At 59.2% G+C, this 18,085-nt stretch carries 13 protein-coding genes; 8 read left to right on the top strand and 5 right to left on the bottom strand.

Annotated elements, in window-relative coordinates:
- Positions 1-163 precede the first annotated feature (163 nt).
- Both glyA and ACSFE6_RS26970 read right to left on the bottom strand, forming a co-directional pair.
- The gene (gene glyA / locus ACSFE6_RS26965; RefSeq protein ID WP_435430448.1) at positions 164-1,420 is read right to left on the bottom strand and encodes a serine hydroxymethyltransferase; all 1,257 of its coding nucleotides are present in this window, start codon (positions 1,418-1,420) and stop codon (positions 164-166) included.
- Between the two features lie 335 nt (positions 1,421-1,755).
- On the bottom strand, positions 1,756-2,679 hold the full coding sequence (locus tag ACSFE6_RS26970) for a LysR family transcriptional regulator (protein WP_435430449.1): 924 nt from the start codon (positions 2,677-2,679) through the stop codon (positions 1,756-1,758).
- A gap of 150 nt (positions 2,680-2,829) precedes the next feature.
- Here ACSFE6_RS26970 and speB point away from each other — a divergent pair, with 150 nt between their 5' ends.
- From speB to betA, 4 genes are all read left to right on the top strand, one after another.
- Positions 2,830-3,834, top strand: coding sequence for an agmatinase (gene speB / locus ACSFE6_RS26975; RefSeq protein WP_435430450.1), 1,005 nt, complete (start codon positions 2,830-2,832; stop codon positions 3,832-3,834).
- 28 nt (positions 3,835-3,862) lie between these two features.
- Positions 3,863-5,374, top strand: a complete 1,512-nt coding sequence (locus ACSFE6_RS26980) for an aldehyde dehydrogenase family protein (RefSeq protein ID WP_435430451.1) — start codon at positions 3,863-3,865, stop codon at positions 5,372-5,374.
- Between the two features lie 181 nt (positions 5,375-5,555).
- The gene (locus ACSFE6_RS26985) at positions 5,556-7,109 is read left to right on the top strand and encodes a purine-cytosine permease family protein (protein WP_435430452.1); all 1,554 of its coding nucleotides are present in this window, start codon (positions 5,556-5,558) and stop codon (positions 7,107-7,109) included.
- A 3-nt stretch (positions 7,110-7,112) separates the two neighbouring features.
- Positions 7,113-8,801, top strand: a complete 1,689-nt coding sequence (gene betA / locus ACSFE6_RS26990) for a choline dehydrogenase (RefSeq protein WP_435430453.1) — start codon at positions 7,113-7,115, stop codon at positions 8,799-8,801.
- 290 nt (positions 8,802-9,091) lie between these two features.
- Here the strand turns inward: betA and ACSFE6_RS26995 are convergent, their stop codons facing one another.
- Positions 9,092-9,400 (bottom strand): DUF6124 family protein, encoded by a 309-nt coding sequence (locus tag ACSFE6_RS26995; protein ID WP_435430454.1) that lies wholly within the window; start codon positions 9,398-9,400, stop codon positions 9,092-9,094.
- A gap of 619 nt (positions 9,401-10,019) precedes the next feature.
- On the opposite strand from ACSFE6_RS26995, the gene ACSFE6_RS27000 reads away from it, so the two are divergent.
- The 4 genes from ACSFE6_RS27000 to ACSFE6_RS27015 all read left to right on the top strand — a co-directional run bounded on the left by ACSFE6_RS27000 (position 10,020) and on the right by ACSFE6_RS27015 (position 15,027).
- A complete protein-coding gene (locus ACSFE6_RS27000) occupies positions 10,020-12,059 on the top strand; it encodes a lipase family protein (RefSeq protein WP_435430455.1) in 2,040 nt (679 codons plus the stop codon).
- Positions 12,060-12,087: 28 nt separating this feature from the next.
- Complete coding sequence (locus tag ACSFE6_RS27005) at positions 12,088-13,125, top strand: hypothetical protein (RefSeq protein WP_435430456.1); 1,038 nt, start codon at positions 12,088-12,090, stop codon at positions 13,123-13,125.
- Between the two features lie 70 nt (positions 13,126-13,195).
- Complete coding sequence (locus ACSFE6_RS27010; RefSeq protein WP_435430457.1) at positions 13,196-14,305, top strand: hypothetical protein; 1,110 nt, start codon at positions 13,196-13,198, stop codon at positions 14,303-14,305.
- Positions 14,306-14,568: 263 nt separating this feature from the next.
- Positions 14,569-15,027: a GNAT family N-acetyltransferase gene (locus tag ACSFE6_RS27015; protein ID WP_435430458.1), complete on the top strand. Its 459-nt coding sequence runs from the start codon at positions 14,569-14,571 to the stop codon at positions 15,025-15,027.
- Between the two features lie 8 nt (positions 15,028-15,035).
- On the opposite strand, the gene ACSFE6_RS27020 is transcribed toward ACSFE6_RS27015, so the two are convergent.
- Together ACSFE6_RS27020 and ACSFE6_RS27025 are read right to left on the bottom strand one after the other, a co-directional pair.
- Positions 15,036-15,896 (bottom strand): lipopolysaccharide kinase InaA family protein, encoded by an 861-nt coding sequence (locus ACSFE6_RS27020; RefSeq protein WP_435430459.1) that lies wholly within the window; start codon positions 15,894-15,896, stop codon positions 15,036-15,038.
- 189 nt (positions 15,897-16,085) lie between these two features.
- The gene (locus tag ACSFE6_RS27025; RefSeq protein WP_435430460.1) at positions 16,086-17,738 is read right to left on the bottom strand and encodes an arylsulfatase; all 1,653 of its coding nucleotides are present in this window, start codon (positions 17,736-17,738) and stop codon (positions 16,086-16,088) included.
- Between the last annotated feature and the right edge of the window lie 347 nt (positions 17,739-18,085).

Raw genomic sequence — 18,085 nt, forward strand, 5'->3', positions numbered from 1 at the left:
CGCGAGCGCGATTTCTATGTTTTCCTCGCCGCCTACCGTTCGCATTCGCCTTACTCTTTGATCAATACCCCTTTTCTTCCCCCCCCCTCCCCCCCCCCCTACCCCCCCCCCCCCCCCCCCCCCCCCCCCCCCCCCCCCGCTCCCACAGGGATTAGCAGAAGGATTAGTCGCGATAGACCGGGAAATCCTCGCACATCGCAGCCGCTTGCCGGGCCACCCGGGCCTCGACATCGGCATCGCCGAGGTGGTCGAGGATGTCGCAGATCCATCCCGCCAGTTCGATGCTCTGGGCTTCCTTGAATCCCCGGCTGGTGATCGCCGGCGTACCGATTCGCAGACCGGACGTCACGAAGGGCGATTGCGGATCATTGGGCACGGCGTTTTTGTTTACGGTGATGCCGGCACGGCCCAGTGCGGCGTCGGCGTCCTTGCCGGTCAGGCCCTGGCGAATCAGGCTGACCAGGAACAGATGGTTGTCGGTGCCGCCCGAGACCACATCGTAACCGCGCTCGATAAACACCTGCGCCATGGCCTGGGCGTTGCGGATCACTTGTGCCTGATAGGTCTTGAAGGCCGGTTCCAGTGCCTCCTTGAAGCACACGGCCTTGGCGGCGATCACATGCATCAGCGGGCCGCCCTGGCCACCGGGGAACACGGCGGCGTTGAGTTTTTTCTCCAGTTCCGCATTGGCCCTGGCCAGGATCAACCCGCCACGGGGACCGCGCAGGGTCTTGTGGGTCGTGGTGGTGACCACGTCGGCAAACGGAATCGGGTTCGGATACAGACCGCTGGCCACCAGCCCGGCGACGTGCGCCATGTCCACGAACAGATACGCGCCGACCTTGTCGGCGATCTGCCGAAAGCGCGGGAAATCGAGGGTCTTCGAATACGCGGAGAACCCGGCAATGATCATCTTCGGCTTGTGCTCAAGGGCCAGCCGTTCGACTTCGTCGTAATCGATCAACCCGGTAGCGGTGTCGATGCCGTACTGTACGGCGTTGTAGAGCTTGCCGGAAAAACTCACTTTGGCACCGTGGGTCAGGTGCCCGCCATGGGCCAGGCTCATGCCCAGTACGGTGTCACCGGCTTGCAACAACGCCAGATAGACGGCCGCGTTGGCCTGGCTGCCGGAGTGCGGTTGCACGTTGGCGTAATCGGCGCCGAACAGCGCTTTTGCACGATCGATCGCCAGTTGCTCGACCACATCGACATGTTCGCAACCGCCGTAATATCGCTTGCCCGGATAGCCTTCGGCGTACTTGTTCGTCAAGCCACTGCCTTGCGCCTGCATCACCCGTCGGCTGGTGTAGTTCTCCGAAGCGATCAACTCGATATGGTGTTCCTGTCGCGCGTCCTCGGCGTTCATCGCCGCCAGCAGTTCATCGTCGTAGCCTTCGATCTGGTCGTGCTTGCTGAACATGGTGGAGCCCTCTGTTTTGTTCTTTGTGGGAGCGATAGCAAGGGCAGTGCCAGTTGGGTTTATGTTTTTTAAAACAAAGGCTTGCGAGTGTTTGTCGAAATGAGTGGCCGGTGTCGTCCGTATTGAAATCAATACAGGCATTTGAGGTTTTGGCGAGCGAAGGCCAGGGTGGCCGTGTTATCCGGGGCTTGTCCTGAATTCGCTACGGTGTATCGATTTGCATACGACCTTTGTGGGAGCGAGCCTGCTCGCGAAGGCGGAGTGTCAAACAACATCACTGTTGAATGTCATGGCCTCTTCGCGAGCAGGCTCGCTCCCACAAGTGAAAAGGTTCATCAGTGTTTTTCGGGGGATGGCACTTTACGCGAACAGGTCGCCAGATCCTCGAGAAACGCTTGGAGAATCGGTGGTGGCGCCGTGCCGCGTCGGGTGATTACGTCGAAGGGCGACATCAGTTGCAGGCTCTGTGGGGCGAGTTGATGCATCTCGCCGGTCTTGATCCACTGGGCGGCGAAATGCGCCGGCAGAAAGCCCAGGTAGGCGCCGGAGATGATCAGGATTGCCAGGGCCTCGATATTGTCCACGGTCGCCGCGGCCTTGCTGACACCCAGGTGTTCGAGGTCGTATTGCTGCATGTAGCCACGGACCACGATGCGGCTGGTGCTGATTTCTTCGAGCAGTTCCTCTCCCTCGGCCTGGCTGCCGAACAACGGATGGCGCCGTCCGCAATACAGCCCCAACGCTTCCTGATACAGCGGTGAATGTTGCAAGCCTGGCACATGGATCGGGAAGTGCCCGATGGCCAGGTGCAAGCGGCCGTCGAGCACCCGTTCCTCCAGTTCCGCGGGTTCGCCGACGTAGACGCTCAGGTGCACATCGTGCCCGCGCGAGACGAAGCGCTGGGTGGTGCGGGGGATCGGCGAATCCGGGTCGGTGATGGTGCTGTCGATGATCCCCAGGTTGAGCTTGCCGCTGATGTGCTGCTTGAGTACGTCGGCGTCCATGCAGAAATTCTCCACCGCCGAGAGCAGGCGCTGGGTGGCTTCATGGATCGCCACCCCTTGCTCGGTCAGGCGAAAGCCACTGCGCCCGCGCTGGCAGAGCTTGACCCCGAGCCGCGTCTCCAGATGGGTCATCTGTTCGCTGATGGTCGATTGCCCGGCATTCAACGCCGCTTGCGCTGCGGAAAACCCGCCACAACGGACAATCGTGGCAAACACCCTGAGCAATTTCAGGTCGACATCGTGCAGTTGAATCACCCTGGACCTCCCGCGTGTGGATACATCGCTAATGCCGATATGAGTATCTGATGTTTAGCATTTTTTCCACGAAAAGCTGCGCCCATAGTCTTTCCAACGGCGGTCGCCTTGCAGTCCGCCTAGCCGATAACAAGAAGTGGAGAGGCCCAAATGTCGAACAACGGTTATGAATCCGGTCGCCTGAACCTGCCATTCGTGGGGCATTGCACCTTCGGCAAATCCCCGGTGTGCACCGACTGGGATGCGCTGGACGCGGATGTGGCGATACTCGGTGTGCCCAACGACATGGGCACCCAATGGCGCTCCGGCGCGCGCTTCGGGCCACGGGGCATTCGCGAGGCATCGACGCTGTTTTCCTTCGGCCACGCCGGCGCCTACGACCACGAAGACGACGTCATGTACCTGACCGCCGCCGACGTGCGCATGGTCGACGTCGGTGATGCCGACATCGTCCACACCGACATGGCCACCAGTAACGAAAACACCGAATACGCCGTACGCAAGATCCTCGATGCCGGTGTCATGCCGGTGGTACTCGGCGGCGATCACTCGGTGCACGCGCCAGTGATCAAGGCGTTCGAAGGTCGCGGCCCGATCCACATCATCCACTTCGATGCGCACCTGGATTTCGTCGATGAACGCCACGGCGTTCGCTACGGCCATGGCAACCCGCTGCGCCGCGCCTCGGAAATGAACCACATCGTCGGCATGACCCAGATGGGCATCCGCAACGTGTCGTCGTCCAACCGCGATGACTACGAAGCCGCCCACGCGGCTGGCTCGAAAATACTCTCGGTGCGCGACGTGCGTCGCCTGGGTGTCGACGGGGTGCTGGCGCTGATCCCGCAGAACATCAACTACTACATCACCATCGACATCGACGGTTTTGACCCGTCCATCGCCCCTGGCACCGGCACCCCGAGCCACGGCGGCTTCCTCTACTACGAAGTGCTGGAAATCATCCAGGCCCTGGCCAAACGAAGCAAAGGCAACATTGTCGGCATGGACCTGGTGGAGGTTGCACCGGTGTACGACCCGACCGGCATGACCTCGATCCTCGCCGCGCAACTACTGCTCAACAGCATCGGCTTCATCTTCCACGAACGCGCTCAAGCGCGGTCTGAGATGAACGAAACCACTACGGCCACGGCGTGACCCGACCGCCACACAGAGGAGCCTGAAAATGGACGCGATCGTTAAGCAGTATTTGCAGACATTCGGTGTATCCGAAGCCACCCAGACGTTTCTGAGCAAGGTGCAGAAAATGTTCATCGGGGGCGCCTGGGTCGAGGCCAGCGACGGCCAGACCTCCGAAGTCATCGAACCTTCGACCGAAGGCCTGATCACTCGCATTCCCATGGGCACGACCGAGGATCTGGATCGCGCCGTGCAAGCCGCTCGCGCCCAGTTCGACGGCGGCGCCTGGCGTCAGGCCAAACCGGCGGAACGCGAACGGCTGATGCAACGCCTGGCGGATCTGATCGAGCAGAACGCCGCGGAGCTTGCGCAAATCGAATCGATCGACATGGGCAAATCCGTGGCGTTCGCCAAGGATGTCGATATCCAGGGCACCGTTGACACCCTGCGTTACTTCGCCGGTTGGGCCACCAAGCTCCACGGCCGTACCGTCGAGCCGTCGCTGCCCGGTAATTACCTGGCCTATACCCGCAAGGAAGCGGTGGGCGTGGTCGGTGCCATCGTGCCGTGGAATTTCCCGCTGCAAACCATGGCCTGGAAACTCGGCGCGGCGCTGGCCACCGGTTGCACCGTGGTGGTCAAACCCGCCGAACTGACCTCGCTGTCGGCCCTGCGTTTTGCCGAGCTGGTGCAGGAAGCGGGCATTCCGGACGGGGTGATCAACATCGTCACCGGGCGCGGCAGCGTGGTCGGCGCGGCCATGTCTGTCCATCCGGGCATCGACAAACTGACCTTCACCGGCTCGACCCCGGTGGGCCGCACCGTCGGCCGCGCCGCGCTGGACGAAATGAAGCGACTAACCCTCGAACTCGGAGGAAAATCACCGGTAATCGTCATGGCCGACGCGGACATCCCGGCCGCTGCACAAGCGGTGGCCAACGGAGTGTTCTTCAACTCGGGGCAGGTGTGCGACGCCGGTACGCGGGCCTATGTTCATCGCAGTGTCTACGACGATTTCCTGCGCGAACTGATCGCCTACACCCGGACGTTGAAAATGGCCCCCGGCATGGACCCGGACTGCTTCATCGGCCCGCTGGTGTCGGCCCAGCAGAAGCAGCGCGTGACCGAGTACATCGAAACCGGCAAGGCCGAAGGCGCCGAACTGGTCTATGGCGGCCAGCCGGTCGAAGGCCCGGGCTACTTCGTCGAACCGACGATCTTTGCCCATTGCCGCAACGACATGCGCATCGTCCAGGAAGAGATCTTCGGCCCGGTGCTGGTGACTGCCGCCTTCGACAATGAAGAAGAGGCCCTGGCCCTGGCCAATGACTCGGTCTATGGCCTGGCGGCGGCCCTGTATTCCAACGACCTGGGCAAGGTGCACAGCTTGATTCCACGGTTGAAAGCGGGCTCGGTCTACGTCAACGCCCACGGCACCCTCGACCCGTCGATGCCGTTCGGTGGCTACAAACAGTCCGGGTTCGGCAAGGATTTGGGCGCGGAGCAGCTGGATTACTTGCTCGAAACCAAGGCGGTGTGGATCACCTTGCCCGGCTGACACAGTTCCTGTGTAGGAGCGAGCTTGCTCGCGATGGTCGCCAACGATAACGCTGGCAGCCTGACACCCCGTGGTGTTGTTGGATTCATCGCGAGCAAGCTCGCTCCTACAGGTGTACGGCAAGGACGCGCCGAAACAATGCGGTTATCTCGTCATGATCTTCCAATAACAAGAGTCCATCATGAACATAGACGCCAAGCCTGTCCCGAATGTGTCCATCCTCGACGACAAATCCGTGGTCGAGAGTCATTCCATCGACTTCATCCCTGAGGGCGAACGCACCGACAAGCTGTCGAGCCAGGGACCGTTCTGGTTCCTCGGCAATTTCACCTTCTTCACCATGACCATCGGCTTCGTCGGTCCAAGCGTCGGCCTGACCGCGCTCTGGACCACCCTGGCCGGCACGCTGGGCATCATGTTCGGCACCTTGTTCATGGCTTTTCATGGCTCGCAAGGGCCGCACCTGGGCCTGCCACAGATGATCCAGTCCCGGGCGCAGTTCGGTTATCGCGGGGTGATTCTGGTGTTGCTGGCGACGCTGTTCGTGTTCGCTGGTTTCAACATCGTCAACCTGGTGTTGATGATGCAGGGCCTGCACACGCTGTTCGGTTTCAGTCCCACGGTGATTGCGGTGGCGGTGACTGTCCCGGCAGCTGTCCTGGCGATCCTCGGCCATGACTGGATGCACCGCAGCTTCAAATGGGCGTTGTACCTGTCCCTGCCGCTGTACGGCCTGGTGACCCTGGCGGTACTGATGGGGTGGGTGCCGGATGCAGTGCTGCCGGCGCTGGCCGAAGGCGAAACGGCCCCGGCACCGTTGGGTTTCAACTGGACCGGCTTCATCGCCCAGTTCGCGGCAGCCGCCAGCTACAACATCGCCTATGCCCCTTATGTGTCCGACTACTCGCGTTACCTGCCGAAGAACACCTCCAGCGGCAAGTTGATTGCCGTGGTGTTCCTCGGAGCGTCGTTGTCCGGTGCCTGGATGATTTCCGTGGGCGGCTGGCTGGCCGATCACCTGCACTCCACTGACGTGCTGGTGGCCCTCGGACAAGTCGGCAACACTGTGTCGCCACTGATGGGCACAGCGGTGGTGGTGATCACCATCCTGGCGTTCCTACCAGTGATCGCGATGAACATCTACAGCGCCAAGCTGACTACGTTGACCTGTGTCGATTCGATCAAGCACATCGAACCGACCCGCAAGGCGCGGATCCTGGCGATCCTGTTCGTGATCCTGCTGCAGCTGGGCGTGGCCCTGAGCATCCAGAGTTCCGGCAAGGGCTTGTCAGTGCTCGGTATCTACCTGGTGGTGATGTTGTACTTCCTGGTGCCCTGGACCTCGGTCAACCTCACCGATTACTTCTTCGTGCGCAAAGGCCGCTACGCCATCCCGCACTTTTTCATGCCCCACGGCAACATCTACGGCAGCTGGGGCCTGCGCGGCATTCTCGCGTACGCCATCGGCTTCATCTCGATGATCCCGTTCTTCTACATCTTCGACGGCGTCGAACAGCGCGAGGTGTATGTCGGCCCGTTGGCCAAGGCCTTGGGCAGTATCGACATCGCCTGGCTGGTGGGGCTGATCGTCTCGGGGCTGGCGTACTACTGGCTGAGCCGTTCGATTGATCTAAAACGCGAAGAAGCCGTGATCCAGCAGATCGAAAAAACCTGTCCGCAATACACCACTGGCGACTCGCTCAACGTGTTCAAAGAGTCGGCGGTCCGGAGATAAATCATGACGACGCAAAAATACGACTACATCATCATCGGCGCAGGCTCGGCAGGTTGTGTGTTGGCCAACCGCTTGAGCGAAGACCCGGCCACTTCCGTGTTGGTGCTGGAATTCGGCGGCAGCGACAAGAGCGTGGTGATCCAGATGCCCAGCGCGTTCTCGATCCCGATGAACACCAAGAAGTACAACTGGCGCTACGAAACCGAACCGGAAACCTACCTCGACGGCCGACGCATTCACTGCCCGCGGGGCAAGGTGTTGGGCGGATCGTCGTCGATCAACGGCCTGGTCTACATCCGTGGCCACGCCTATGACTTCGACGAGTGGGAAACCCTCGGCGCTCAAGGCTGGGGCTATAAAAATTGCCTGCCGTACTTCAAACGCGCCGAGAGCTACGAGGACGGTGGCGACAACTATCGCGGGCAAACCGGGCCGCTGCACACCACCAACGGCAACCACATGAAAAACCCGCTTTACGGGGCCTGGGTCGAAGCCGGCGCCGAAGCGGGCTACATCAAGACCGACGACTGCAACGGCTTCATGCAGGAAGGCTTCGGCGCGATGCACATGACCGTGAAAAACGGCGTGCGCTGCTCCACTGCCAATGCCTACCTGCGCCCGGCCATGGGCCGGCCGAACCTGACCGTGATCACCCACGCCATGACCCGCCAGATCATCCTCGACGGCAAGCGCGCGGTGGGCATCCGCTATGACCACGATGGCCAGACCCACGAGGTGTATTGCAACCGCGAAGTGCTGATTTCCTCCGGCCCCATCGGCTCGCCGCACCTGCTGCAACGCTCCGGCATCGGCCCGGCCGAAGTCCTGCGCAAAGCCGGGATCGTCGTGCGTCATGACCTGCCGGGGGTAGGGGAGAACCAGCAGGATCACGCCGAGGTGTACATCCAGTTCGGCTGCAAGGAACCTGTGACCCTCAACAGCAAAATGGACCCGCTGAGCAAGTTGATGATCGGTTTGCGCTGGCTGCTGTTCAAGGACGGGCTGGGCGCCACCAACCACTTCGAGGCCGGCGGTTTCATCCGCTCCGACAAGGGTCTGCGCTGGCCGGACATTCAGTTCCACTTCCTGCCTGCCGCCATGCGCTACGACGGCAACAAACCGATCAAGGGCCACGGCTTCATGGTACTCACAGGTCCCAACAAACCGAAAAGTCGTGGCTATGTGCGGGCGCGTTCCGCCGACCCGTACGAGCATCCGGAGATCCGTTTCAACTACCTGCAACGGGAGGAGGACCGCGAAGGCTTCCGCCGCTGCATCCGCCTGACCCGCGAAATCATCGGCCAAAAGGCCATGGACCGCTTCCGCGACGGCGAAATCGCCCCCGGCCCGCTGGTGCAAACCGATGAACAGATCGACGCTTTTGTCCGCGAAAACCTCGAAAGCACCTACCACCCTTGCGGCTCGTGCCGCATGGGCGAGGACGACATGGCGGTGGTGGACTCCGAACTGCGGGTGCATGGTATCGCCGGGCTGCGGGTGATCGACTCCTCGGTGTTCCCGACCGAGCCGAACGGCAACCTCAACGCCCCGACCATCATGCTGGCCGAACGGGCTTCGGATCTGGTTCGCGGGAGGAAAATGCTGCCGGCGGCGGAGGTGCCGGTGGGGCTGGTGGAGAACTGGGAGAACAGCCAGCGCTCCTCCTTGCCGGGGCGTAACGTACGGGTCTGACTCCATCTCGCGGACACCCCGTTCCCCTGTAGGAGCTGCCGCAGGCTGCGATCTTTTGATCCTGCCTCTAAAAGATCGCAGCCTCGTTCCACTCGACAGCTCCTACAGGACCGAGGTGGGCGCATACCTGTAGGAGCGAGCATGCTCGCGAAAAACGTGCGGCCAACGCGTGCATCCAGACTGCCCGCGCCATCGTTGCCACCGGATAAAAGATCAAAAGATCGCAGCCTTCGGCAGCTCCTACACCTATCCCATGTAGGAGCTGCCGAAGGCTGCGATCTTTTGCTTTTCTATCCCGCCGATTCAATCCGATCCAGCGCCCGATTCACCGCCAGTTCCCCCAACATAATGACCTGCGCAATACCCAGCAGGGTGTTGCGACTTGTCCCCTCCGTCCTGTCCGCCAGATCCAGTGTCATGACATTGGCCGACGTCAGCGATTCGCAGGCATGGGCCAGAAGGGTTTGTGTATCGAGATCGGGGTTGACGATGAAGGTGGGGTCAAGCGTGCGGGGGGTGGCGTTGATGTCGGCGGCTGAGGGGATGCGGACGGATGTTGCCGGATCGGATTCCGGCGGGTTTGGCGTTGGCTTGACCATGAATGCTTCCCTTAAGTAGTAGGGCCGCGACCCTTCGCTACTACACGAAAGGGAGGCAGCTGTGCGCAAGTTAGTAGACCGGCAAGGGTAAGCAAAAACCGGCGCGTCCGAGGACGCCATGCGCACAGCTACCATCGAGTTCAGGAGAACCTGACTGATGATGCTCGTGCGACCGCTATAACCTTGGCGGGCTACTAAACCCGATCACTGACAACCAGTGACGCGAATCAAGTTACCCAGCAGCCCCAAGGCATACAAGCCGGCGGATTCTGGCGTAACGGTAGGCAACGACGCAAGAATCTGTGGCTTTCATCAAGTAACTTCGCCGGCTTTTAAACACGCAGAAAGTTATGCGCCAGTAAGCGCCGAAAAGAGGCTTAACAATCCTCAGTTGGTTGCCTTTAACCGCCGTTATAGAAAATTCTTACAGACCCCACGACCCAACTCCCGGACGCTTCCTACGCGAATCAGGGAAGCGTCCTATTTCAACCCTTGTCATCTTCCAGAAAGCTATCGGCCGCTTGCACGAGGGTGGACATGACGTCCCCTCGTGCACCATCCCGAAGCCCTCGGGAGGGATCAATTTTTTGGGAATCAAACCTCTTACTCAAGGACTGACATGAACGACTACCTGCACCGTACGGACACGCTCAACCCTTTCAAGACCATTACTGTTGTGGGCAAACAGATCCGCCACTGGATCGAATTTCAATTGCTCGACGAACAGGGCGAACCCCTGGCAAACCTGCCCTGGCGAGCAGTGAATCAGGCCGTTCGAGACGGCAACGCCGATGAATATGTTGGCCTGAGCGACGCCCAGGGCGTGATCCGCATTGACGACCTGTATCCGCTGTCCATCACCCTCAAAATCGAGGCCGACCCGCTGGCCGAGCTGCTGCAGACCCGCCGCCTGCGCGCCGAACGGGCCGAACCGCGTCGACCGGGTTTGGGTGACCGCACTCCACTGTATGGTCCGCAGCGTTCGGGGTTTTCGCCGATCGAGAAACAGGCGCTTGCGGACGGTCATGGCTATCACTATCTGCGGATTGGGCAGTTGTGCGATCAACTGCCAACGTTCCAGCCAGCTTTGGATGACCCAAAGAATCCTCCGGCTTTCCATTTTCCGGACCCGAATTTCGGTGGTTTCACCGTCAGTGATGACCAATTGGATCGGCGTCATGTGTTGGAAGTTTGCCCGTTCCGCGCCTGGTCGCTGGTGCTGCACCACCAGTCGGAATACAGCCTGGCCAATGCTTACAACTTGGGGTTGATGAGCATTTTGGCGTATAGCACGCGGCCCAAGAACCAACTGGGTTCGGCCAACGAGCTTTTCGAGCTGCAATGCCTCGACCTGTCACGCACACCGAGGGTTTGGGATAACGGCCAGGCGTGGCCTTGTCTGGTGACTGATGTGCCTTTCAGTGATCGTTATGTAACCGTCAAGCCATTAGATACAAAACTGGCAATTCCCCCAGAAGGTGACACCCAGCTGTTTTACGCCATCAGCGCATCGCAGGTACTGGTGGCCTGGCGCGGCACCGAAATGAGTGGCCTGGCCGACCTAAGCACCGATATGACTTTTCGTCCTGTTAAACCAGAGCTCGCAGCCATTTGCGAATCCAAAGTACCCTGCGCTGATCTAGTGCCTGAAGGTAGTGTGCACCTAGGTTTTCGCGATGCATTTGTAGTTGCCAGAAATAATTATTCTGAGGATCTGAGCGGGGCGCTTCCAGAAGCGGCTTTCGACAGAAAACTATTCATCTGCGGCCACAGCCTCGGCGGTGCACTCGCACTCATCCACGCCGCCTCACTGAAAGATCGCAATCCACTGCTGTACACCTATGGCATGCCACGGACCTTGACCCTCAAGGCCGTGCAATCGCTGAGCGAGCTATGGCATTTCCGCCATGTCAATGACACCGATGTCGTTCCCCGCGTGCCACCCGAGGCGGCGCTGGACAATCATCTGTACGACCTCTATGGCCCAATGGGTACATTCATGGGTTTCAGTTGGTCGACCCGCCAGGCGCTGGCCAGCGCGATGTTTCAACACGGTGACCCGTTCAGCCATCACGGCGAACTCGCCATGTTCTTCAGGGCCGAGCAGCATCAGGAACAGGCCATCACTCCATACCCTGCGTACCGTAAGCCCGATGGCGCTCAGTACCGCAGCACGATCAACGTTCGCTTGCAGGAAAAGGCCAAGCTGTACCTGGTGCCCAGCCTCTGTGAGGTCGACGACAAGCGGGCCGAGCAGGCTCAAGAACGTCTGAACGCTTCGCTGTGCACCGAGAGCCGTGCCCGATTCTTTCCACGCCACAGTCATCCAGATGTGAACCGGCTACTGGGCATTGGCGATCACTTCATGTCGCAGTACCAACCCTACATCCACAACCAGTTGCTGGAGACCCTCGACCCATCACGGGAGCCGCTGTTGGAGCGGCAGGTACAACGGCGCAAGTTCGAACAACAGATGAAGGATCACTACGGCAGCACCCCCGCGGATGAATACAGCCGCAATAGCGTGTTTCTGGAGATGCAGAAACTGATCGACCACGCCTTGAGCGTGACGCTACAGGCCGAGGGCGGTACCGAGGCGCTGCAGCGTTTCAACGCAATCGCCGATCCGCGCGCCTACTACGAAAAAACCTTCGGTTAAGCCTGCTCACAAGGCCAAGGACAAACGCATGTTCTACAGGACGCCCTTCGCTCTTTTCACACTGTTTTTTTGTCTGAGTGGGTGCGGTCAGGATTACAGCCTGGCGCCGCCGGCAGACAGTGAAAAAATTACCGTGACACTAAAAGTGCCGAAAGAGCTCATAACGCGAACCATGCAGGTCATGTATCGCTCCACACGCTGCACGTTCACCGATCACTCGGCCAGTGGCAAACCCTATCAGCGCGATGGGTATCAGCGCATCGATATTGAGCCAATGCGGCAGGGGGAGAGCGAACTTTACGAAGCGCATTTGCCGGTGGATGGTGGCGGTGCATGCCAATGGCGTTTGAGCAACGTGACCTTTGGCGTTACCTATGCCGATCCGACACTTTTCGGTGAGAACGTGACCTTTGGTGCCGGCGGAGGGGTGACCGTGATTTTCGACCACAACAATTCGCCAAGAGGTCCGGCGGATATCAAGGTCGATGGGGATTTAATAATTAGAAAAGACTATTACCCCTGGGTAAGTGAGTCCTTTATGGGGGGGGAAAAAAAGAGAGTTAGTTTAAAGACAGAAGGGAACGATATCTTCTTGAGTTATCAGGCATTACAGGCACGAAAGGTGTATTTCGAACCCATTCTGCATCCGGACTTTACGATTTACTCCAAGCAACCTAAGGAAAAGAAGGATGGCAATTACACCGCTTTCACTTATCCCGACGGAACCACCGTGGCTGACGGTAAATGGCACCCGGATTTCTTGAGACTACAAACCATCCGCACCGGCCGCGCCCGCGATTGCTTCGACTCCTGGCGTTACGACAGGTGCCCTGACCGTCGCCCGCAGCTATTACCCGATTGGTTACCCGAGCCCGACAAACCGGGCTACGGGCATTACCTCATCGTGGACGAGTGGGGTAATGAACTTCGGGCATTTGCCTATCGACTGGTGGGCCAGGACGGCCGGATTTATCAGGGCAAGAGCAGCGTCAACGGACGGACAGAACCCTTGCCGGACAGCGCGCATCCGCTTCGCAAAGTCGAGTTTCCCGTGGACAAATGGTGATTTTTTCTGTGCGCAGTTTGTCTCGCAGGATCATTGCAAGCCTCCAGTGGCGAAGTCATGGAGCGCTTCGATGCCGTGGCTGACCCACACGCCTATTACCCAAAGACCTACGAATGAATGCGCTCTCGCAACCAAGGTTGAGACCATGATCGGAAAGATGTCCATCGTTTTACTCTCCCTGTTATTCAGCGTGAGCGGATGCTCCAAGGACTACAGCCTGACCCCACCCGCGGACAGCGAGCAGATCACCGTGACGGTGAAAGTGCCCAAGGAGCTGAAAACCGAAACCATGTGGGTCATGTATCGCTCCACCACCTGCAAACGCATTAGCCATGGAGCCAGTGGCCAACGTATTGAGCTCGATGGTCATCACTCCGTCTACAAGGAGTTCCAGCGTCAGGGGGAAAGTGACCTTTATCAAATCGAACTGCCAAAGGATGGCGGTGGCGCGTGCAAATGGCATCTGGCTAACGTGACCTTTGGTGTGGCCTATGCAGATCCGACGCAGTTTGGAGAAAACGTGACCTTTGGCGCTGGTGGTGGAGTTGTGGTGATTTTCGATCACAACAACTCACCAAGAGGGGGAGCTGATGTCAAAGTTGATGGAGACTTGGAGATTAAGAAGGAATATTACCCGTGGGTCAGTGAAGGCTATATAGGCGGTTATCGTAAGCGTGTCAGCTTGGCCGGAGCGGGCAGTATCTATCTCAGCTATCAAGCATTAACCGCGCGAAAAGTGTATTTCGAACCTGTCTTGCATTCAGACTACGTTCTTTATTCAGTCGGCCCGAAGGAAAAGAAAAAAGGCAATTACACCTCCTTCACCTACCCCAACGGCAGCGTCGTGGCTGACGGTAAATGGCACCCGGATTTCCTGAAACTACAGACTATCCGCACTGGTCGCGCGCGCGATTGTTTCGTCCCCGGGCGTTATGCGAAATGCCCGGACCGTCGCCCTCAATTATTGCCTGATTGGCTACCCGAACCCGACAAACCAGGCTACGGGCATTACGTCATCGTGGACGAGTGGGGCAATGAACTTCGGCCATTTTCGTATCGACTGGTGGGCCAGGACGGGCAGATTTATCAGGGCAGGAGCGGCGCCAATGGGCGGACAGAACCCCCGCCGGACAGCGCGCACCCGTTGCGCAAGGTGGAGTTCCCCAACAGGACCTGGTGATGTTGTTGCAAGCCGATCGAGGCTAAGTAAGGCAGCGCTTGGAAATCCTAGGATGCACGCCACCGCGAGAAAGTTGCCAACGAAGATTTTCATTGATAACAACGAAGCGATGGTGGCGTGGAACGAGGGGTAGGTGTTTATTCAGATCAAAACATCGCAGCCTGCGGCAGCTCCTACACCGGTCCCACGTAGGCGCTGCCGCAGGCTGCGATCTTTTGATCTTTGCTAGGCTGTAAATCCCAACCCCGCAAGGACTCACCCCCATGCCCATCCAGGCCCTGCGCGCCGACGCTTCCCACCTCGACACCATCGCCCCGTTGTTCGACGCCTATCGCGGCTTCTACGGCCAACCGCCAAACCTGCCGCAATCCCGCGCCTTCATCGCCGAACGCATTGCCCGGGACGAGTCGGTGATTTTCCATGCCGTGGATGACAGCGGCGAAGCCCTGGGTTTCGTGCAGATGTTCCCGACTTTTTCCTCCATCGACGCACACCGCACCTGGTTGTTGGGCGATCTGTTCACCACACCCGCCGCCCGTGGCAAAGGGGTGGGCACGTTGCTGATGAACACCGCCCGGGATTTTGCGCGGCTGATGGGCGCCAAAGGCATGACCCTGGAAACCGCGACCGACAACCACAGCGCGCAGCGGTTGTATGAGTCGCTGGGGTACGTGCGTGATCCGGGTTATTACACTTACTGCCTGGATTTGAAGCAGGGCTGAGTGACCGATTATTTGAAACTGCGCAGAAACTCGTCCTGGGATTTGCCGCAAGTCAGGATGCGATAGCGCGTGCTGCGGGAAACGCCACTGTCCCGAAAACGCTCGTACACCGGTTGGAAAACCTCGCGATTCAAGGTTGGATGCGCTTGCGCCAGGTAGCGTTCGCAGCAAGCGTCATAGTCCTGCAGTGAAATGAAGTTCTGGAACCAATAGCGATAGAAATAACCCAGCAGAAACCCCAGGCTGAAATCGTGATCCAGCACCGAGTGCGCACAGCATTCGAAGTCGATCAGTCTTAGCGTGCCGTCGGGACCGATCAGGATGTTCTTGGGATGGGGGTCCATGTGCACGAAGCCTTCGACGAGCATACGGCCGAACAACGGGAGGATGTCCATCAGCAGCGGGGCAGCCAGTTCGGGGTGCTGGGTCAGGCGATCATCGACACTGCAATGATCATCGAAAAAGCCCACCAGCAAATACTCTTCCTTGAGAAACGGAAAGCGCCCGACATGACCGAAGGCAGCGACCCTTGGCGAGGATTGCGACTTGGCCGACACAGCCGACAAATTGATGAACTCATTGGTCAGGTCGTGCAGGCCGAACGCGCGCTTGAGGCCGAGGAAATTCTGCAGCTGCTTTTTCCAGTGGGTCAGGCGGTTGTATTTCAACACCCATTTGCGCTCGCCTTCGAGCAGGACCACGCGGCGGGTGTCTTCGGGGGTATCCAGCAGTCTGTGCTGCTCGGGTTGGGCAAAAAAGCGCTGCAACAATGGCACCAATTCGCCTTGGTCGGACGGGGCGATGTGGAAGGTGACGTCGGCGATTTTTTGCTGGTGGAGGGGGGAGGTGAGGTGTCGCAGATGACGCATTTGAAGCCCCTGTCAAAACATTCTGGTCCATAAAGCGGCGGCCAACGGGCACGACGCCTCGACATTATCGGCCGTTGATGGCTCGGCATGACTCACGAAGGTGATTTTTTTGCAGTGGGATGCATGGTGGCTTCAAATGCCCTTTCATTGAAAGAGAGTGGCAGCCTCGACGAGGCTGCCACCACAGGGCTAGTTAGGCATTGGAATGACAACGCCTTCTTTTTCCAGGTCTTCGCGTACCGACTGGAATTTCTGGTACTTGGAAATTTCGATCGGGCCATCGTAGCCCATGCTTTGCAGTTTGCGTGGAGGGTACTGAACGTAGGTTTTCATCAGCTTCGTGATTGCCATGCTGATGGGCACCATGGTCCAGGTGTGTTCGGTGTAGTTGTTCATGAAGATGTCGTAGCGTTCCTGCGGATCCTGCAGCAGGTCGAACACTTGAGGGACGGTCGCCACGTACTTGGTCGGGCCTTTCCAGCCCTGGTTGGAGTCGACAGCCAGGCCACCGGTGACGGCGCCATTGTCGCCCCTGAGGTTGAACACCGCCTTGTAGTTGCCCACGCGGGCAGCGCCGGGGGACAGCTCGTTCTCGGTGAAGTAGAACCACTCCTTGCGAGGGTCTGGGCCGGTTCCAAGTAGCACCGGGGTCATGTCGTAACTGTCGAAGATGATCGGCTTGCCTTCGCGATCCTTGTCCGGAAGTTTGATCCCGGCCACGGAAGCGAACGTCGCCATCAGGTCCAGGCCGCCGATGATGTCGTGGTTTTTTTGATCCGCCTTGATCTTGCCGGGCCAGACCATGATCGCCGGTACCCGGTTGCCGCCTTCACGCACGGTGCCTTTGGTGCCCCGGAAGGGCGTGTAGCCTGCGTCGGGGTAAACATCCTGCCAGGCACCGTTGTCGGTGGTGTAGACCACCAGGGTGTTTTTATCCAGGCCCAGTGCCTTGAGCTTGTCCATGATGCGGCCAATGTGGGTATCGAGTTCCACGATGGAGTCGGCGTACTTGGTCTTGGAGATCGACTTGTGAACGAACTCCGGCGACGGCAGGTTGGGCTGGTGCACTTTCATGAAGTTGACGTTGATAAAGAACGGTTTGTTCGATTTCGAGGCGGTCTCGAGAAACTCCAGCGCCGCCTTTTCCACGTAGTTGTCGAAGAACGGAATGCCCACGACACCGGGCTTGCCATCCACTACAGGGGTGTCGACGTACTGGCCGTTGATCTTGAATTCCTCAACGGCTTTCTCTCCCGCCTTGGCCGACAGCGCGCCCTGGGTCACTTTGGTGAACATGGCACGTGTCTCGTCATCCATGTCCGGGAACCATGTCGGGTCGGCGTAGGTGTAGGCATTGAGGTGATACAGGCCGACGTATTTCATCACGTCATAGCCTTGGGCGTTGGGCAGGGCGTAATCGGCTTCGCCCAAGTGCCATTTGCCCGTGAAATAAGTGTCGTAACCTCCGGTTTTCAGAACGGAGGCCAGTGTCCATTCAGCCGCCGGCAAGCCGCCACCCTGACCCTGGAACGCCACGGTGGTCATGCCGCTGCGGTTTGGGATGCGCCCGGTTTGCATCGCGGCCCGGCCTGGCGTGCAGCTGGGTTGGGCGTAGAAGGAGAAGAAGGTGGTGCCTTCGGCTGCCAGTTGGTCGATGCTCGGCGTCGGCATTCCGCGGCCAACACCGCCACCATAAGGCCCTAGGTCACCGTAGCCGGTGTCGTCGGAGACGATGAACAGGATATTGGGTTTTTCTGTCTGTGCTGCCTGTGCGATACCGTTGAGTGCCAAGATCAATGAACACGCAACGTAAAACCTGATGCGGTGCGAGTGCCTATTCATACCCGGTTTCCTCTCACGAATTGCTGCCAGACCACACAACGGGAGGCAAAACAATAAGGATCCTGGTGCGTGATCACCCAACCATGCGCCTGGACAGATCGAGGAAGGTTTCTAACGGCAGAATGGAAATCTGGTTCGCTATTCAAGGCGGTCGTGAAAGATTAGTTCCACAATCTGCGCGGTGCGCTGCCGTACGCCGCGTAATTGGCATCGTTTGTCGATTTTTCGGCGTAAACACCTATTGTGGGAGCGGGGGGGGGGGGGGGGGGGGGGGGGGGGGGGGGAGGTAGGGGGGGGGGGGGGGGGGGGGGGGGGGGGGGGGGGGGGGGGGGGGGGCGGGGGGGGGG

Source organism: Pseudomonas baetica (assembly GCF_051216495.1).
Lineage (GTDB): Bacteria > Pseudomonadota > Gammaproteobacteria > Pseudomonadales > Pseudomonadaceae > Aquipseudomonas > Aquipseudomonas baetica_B.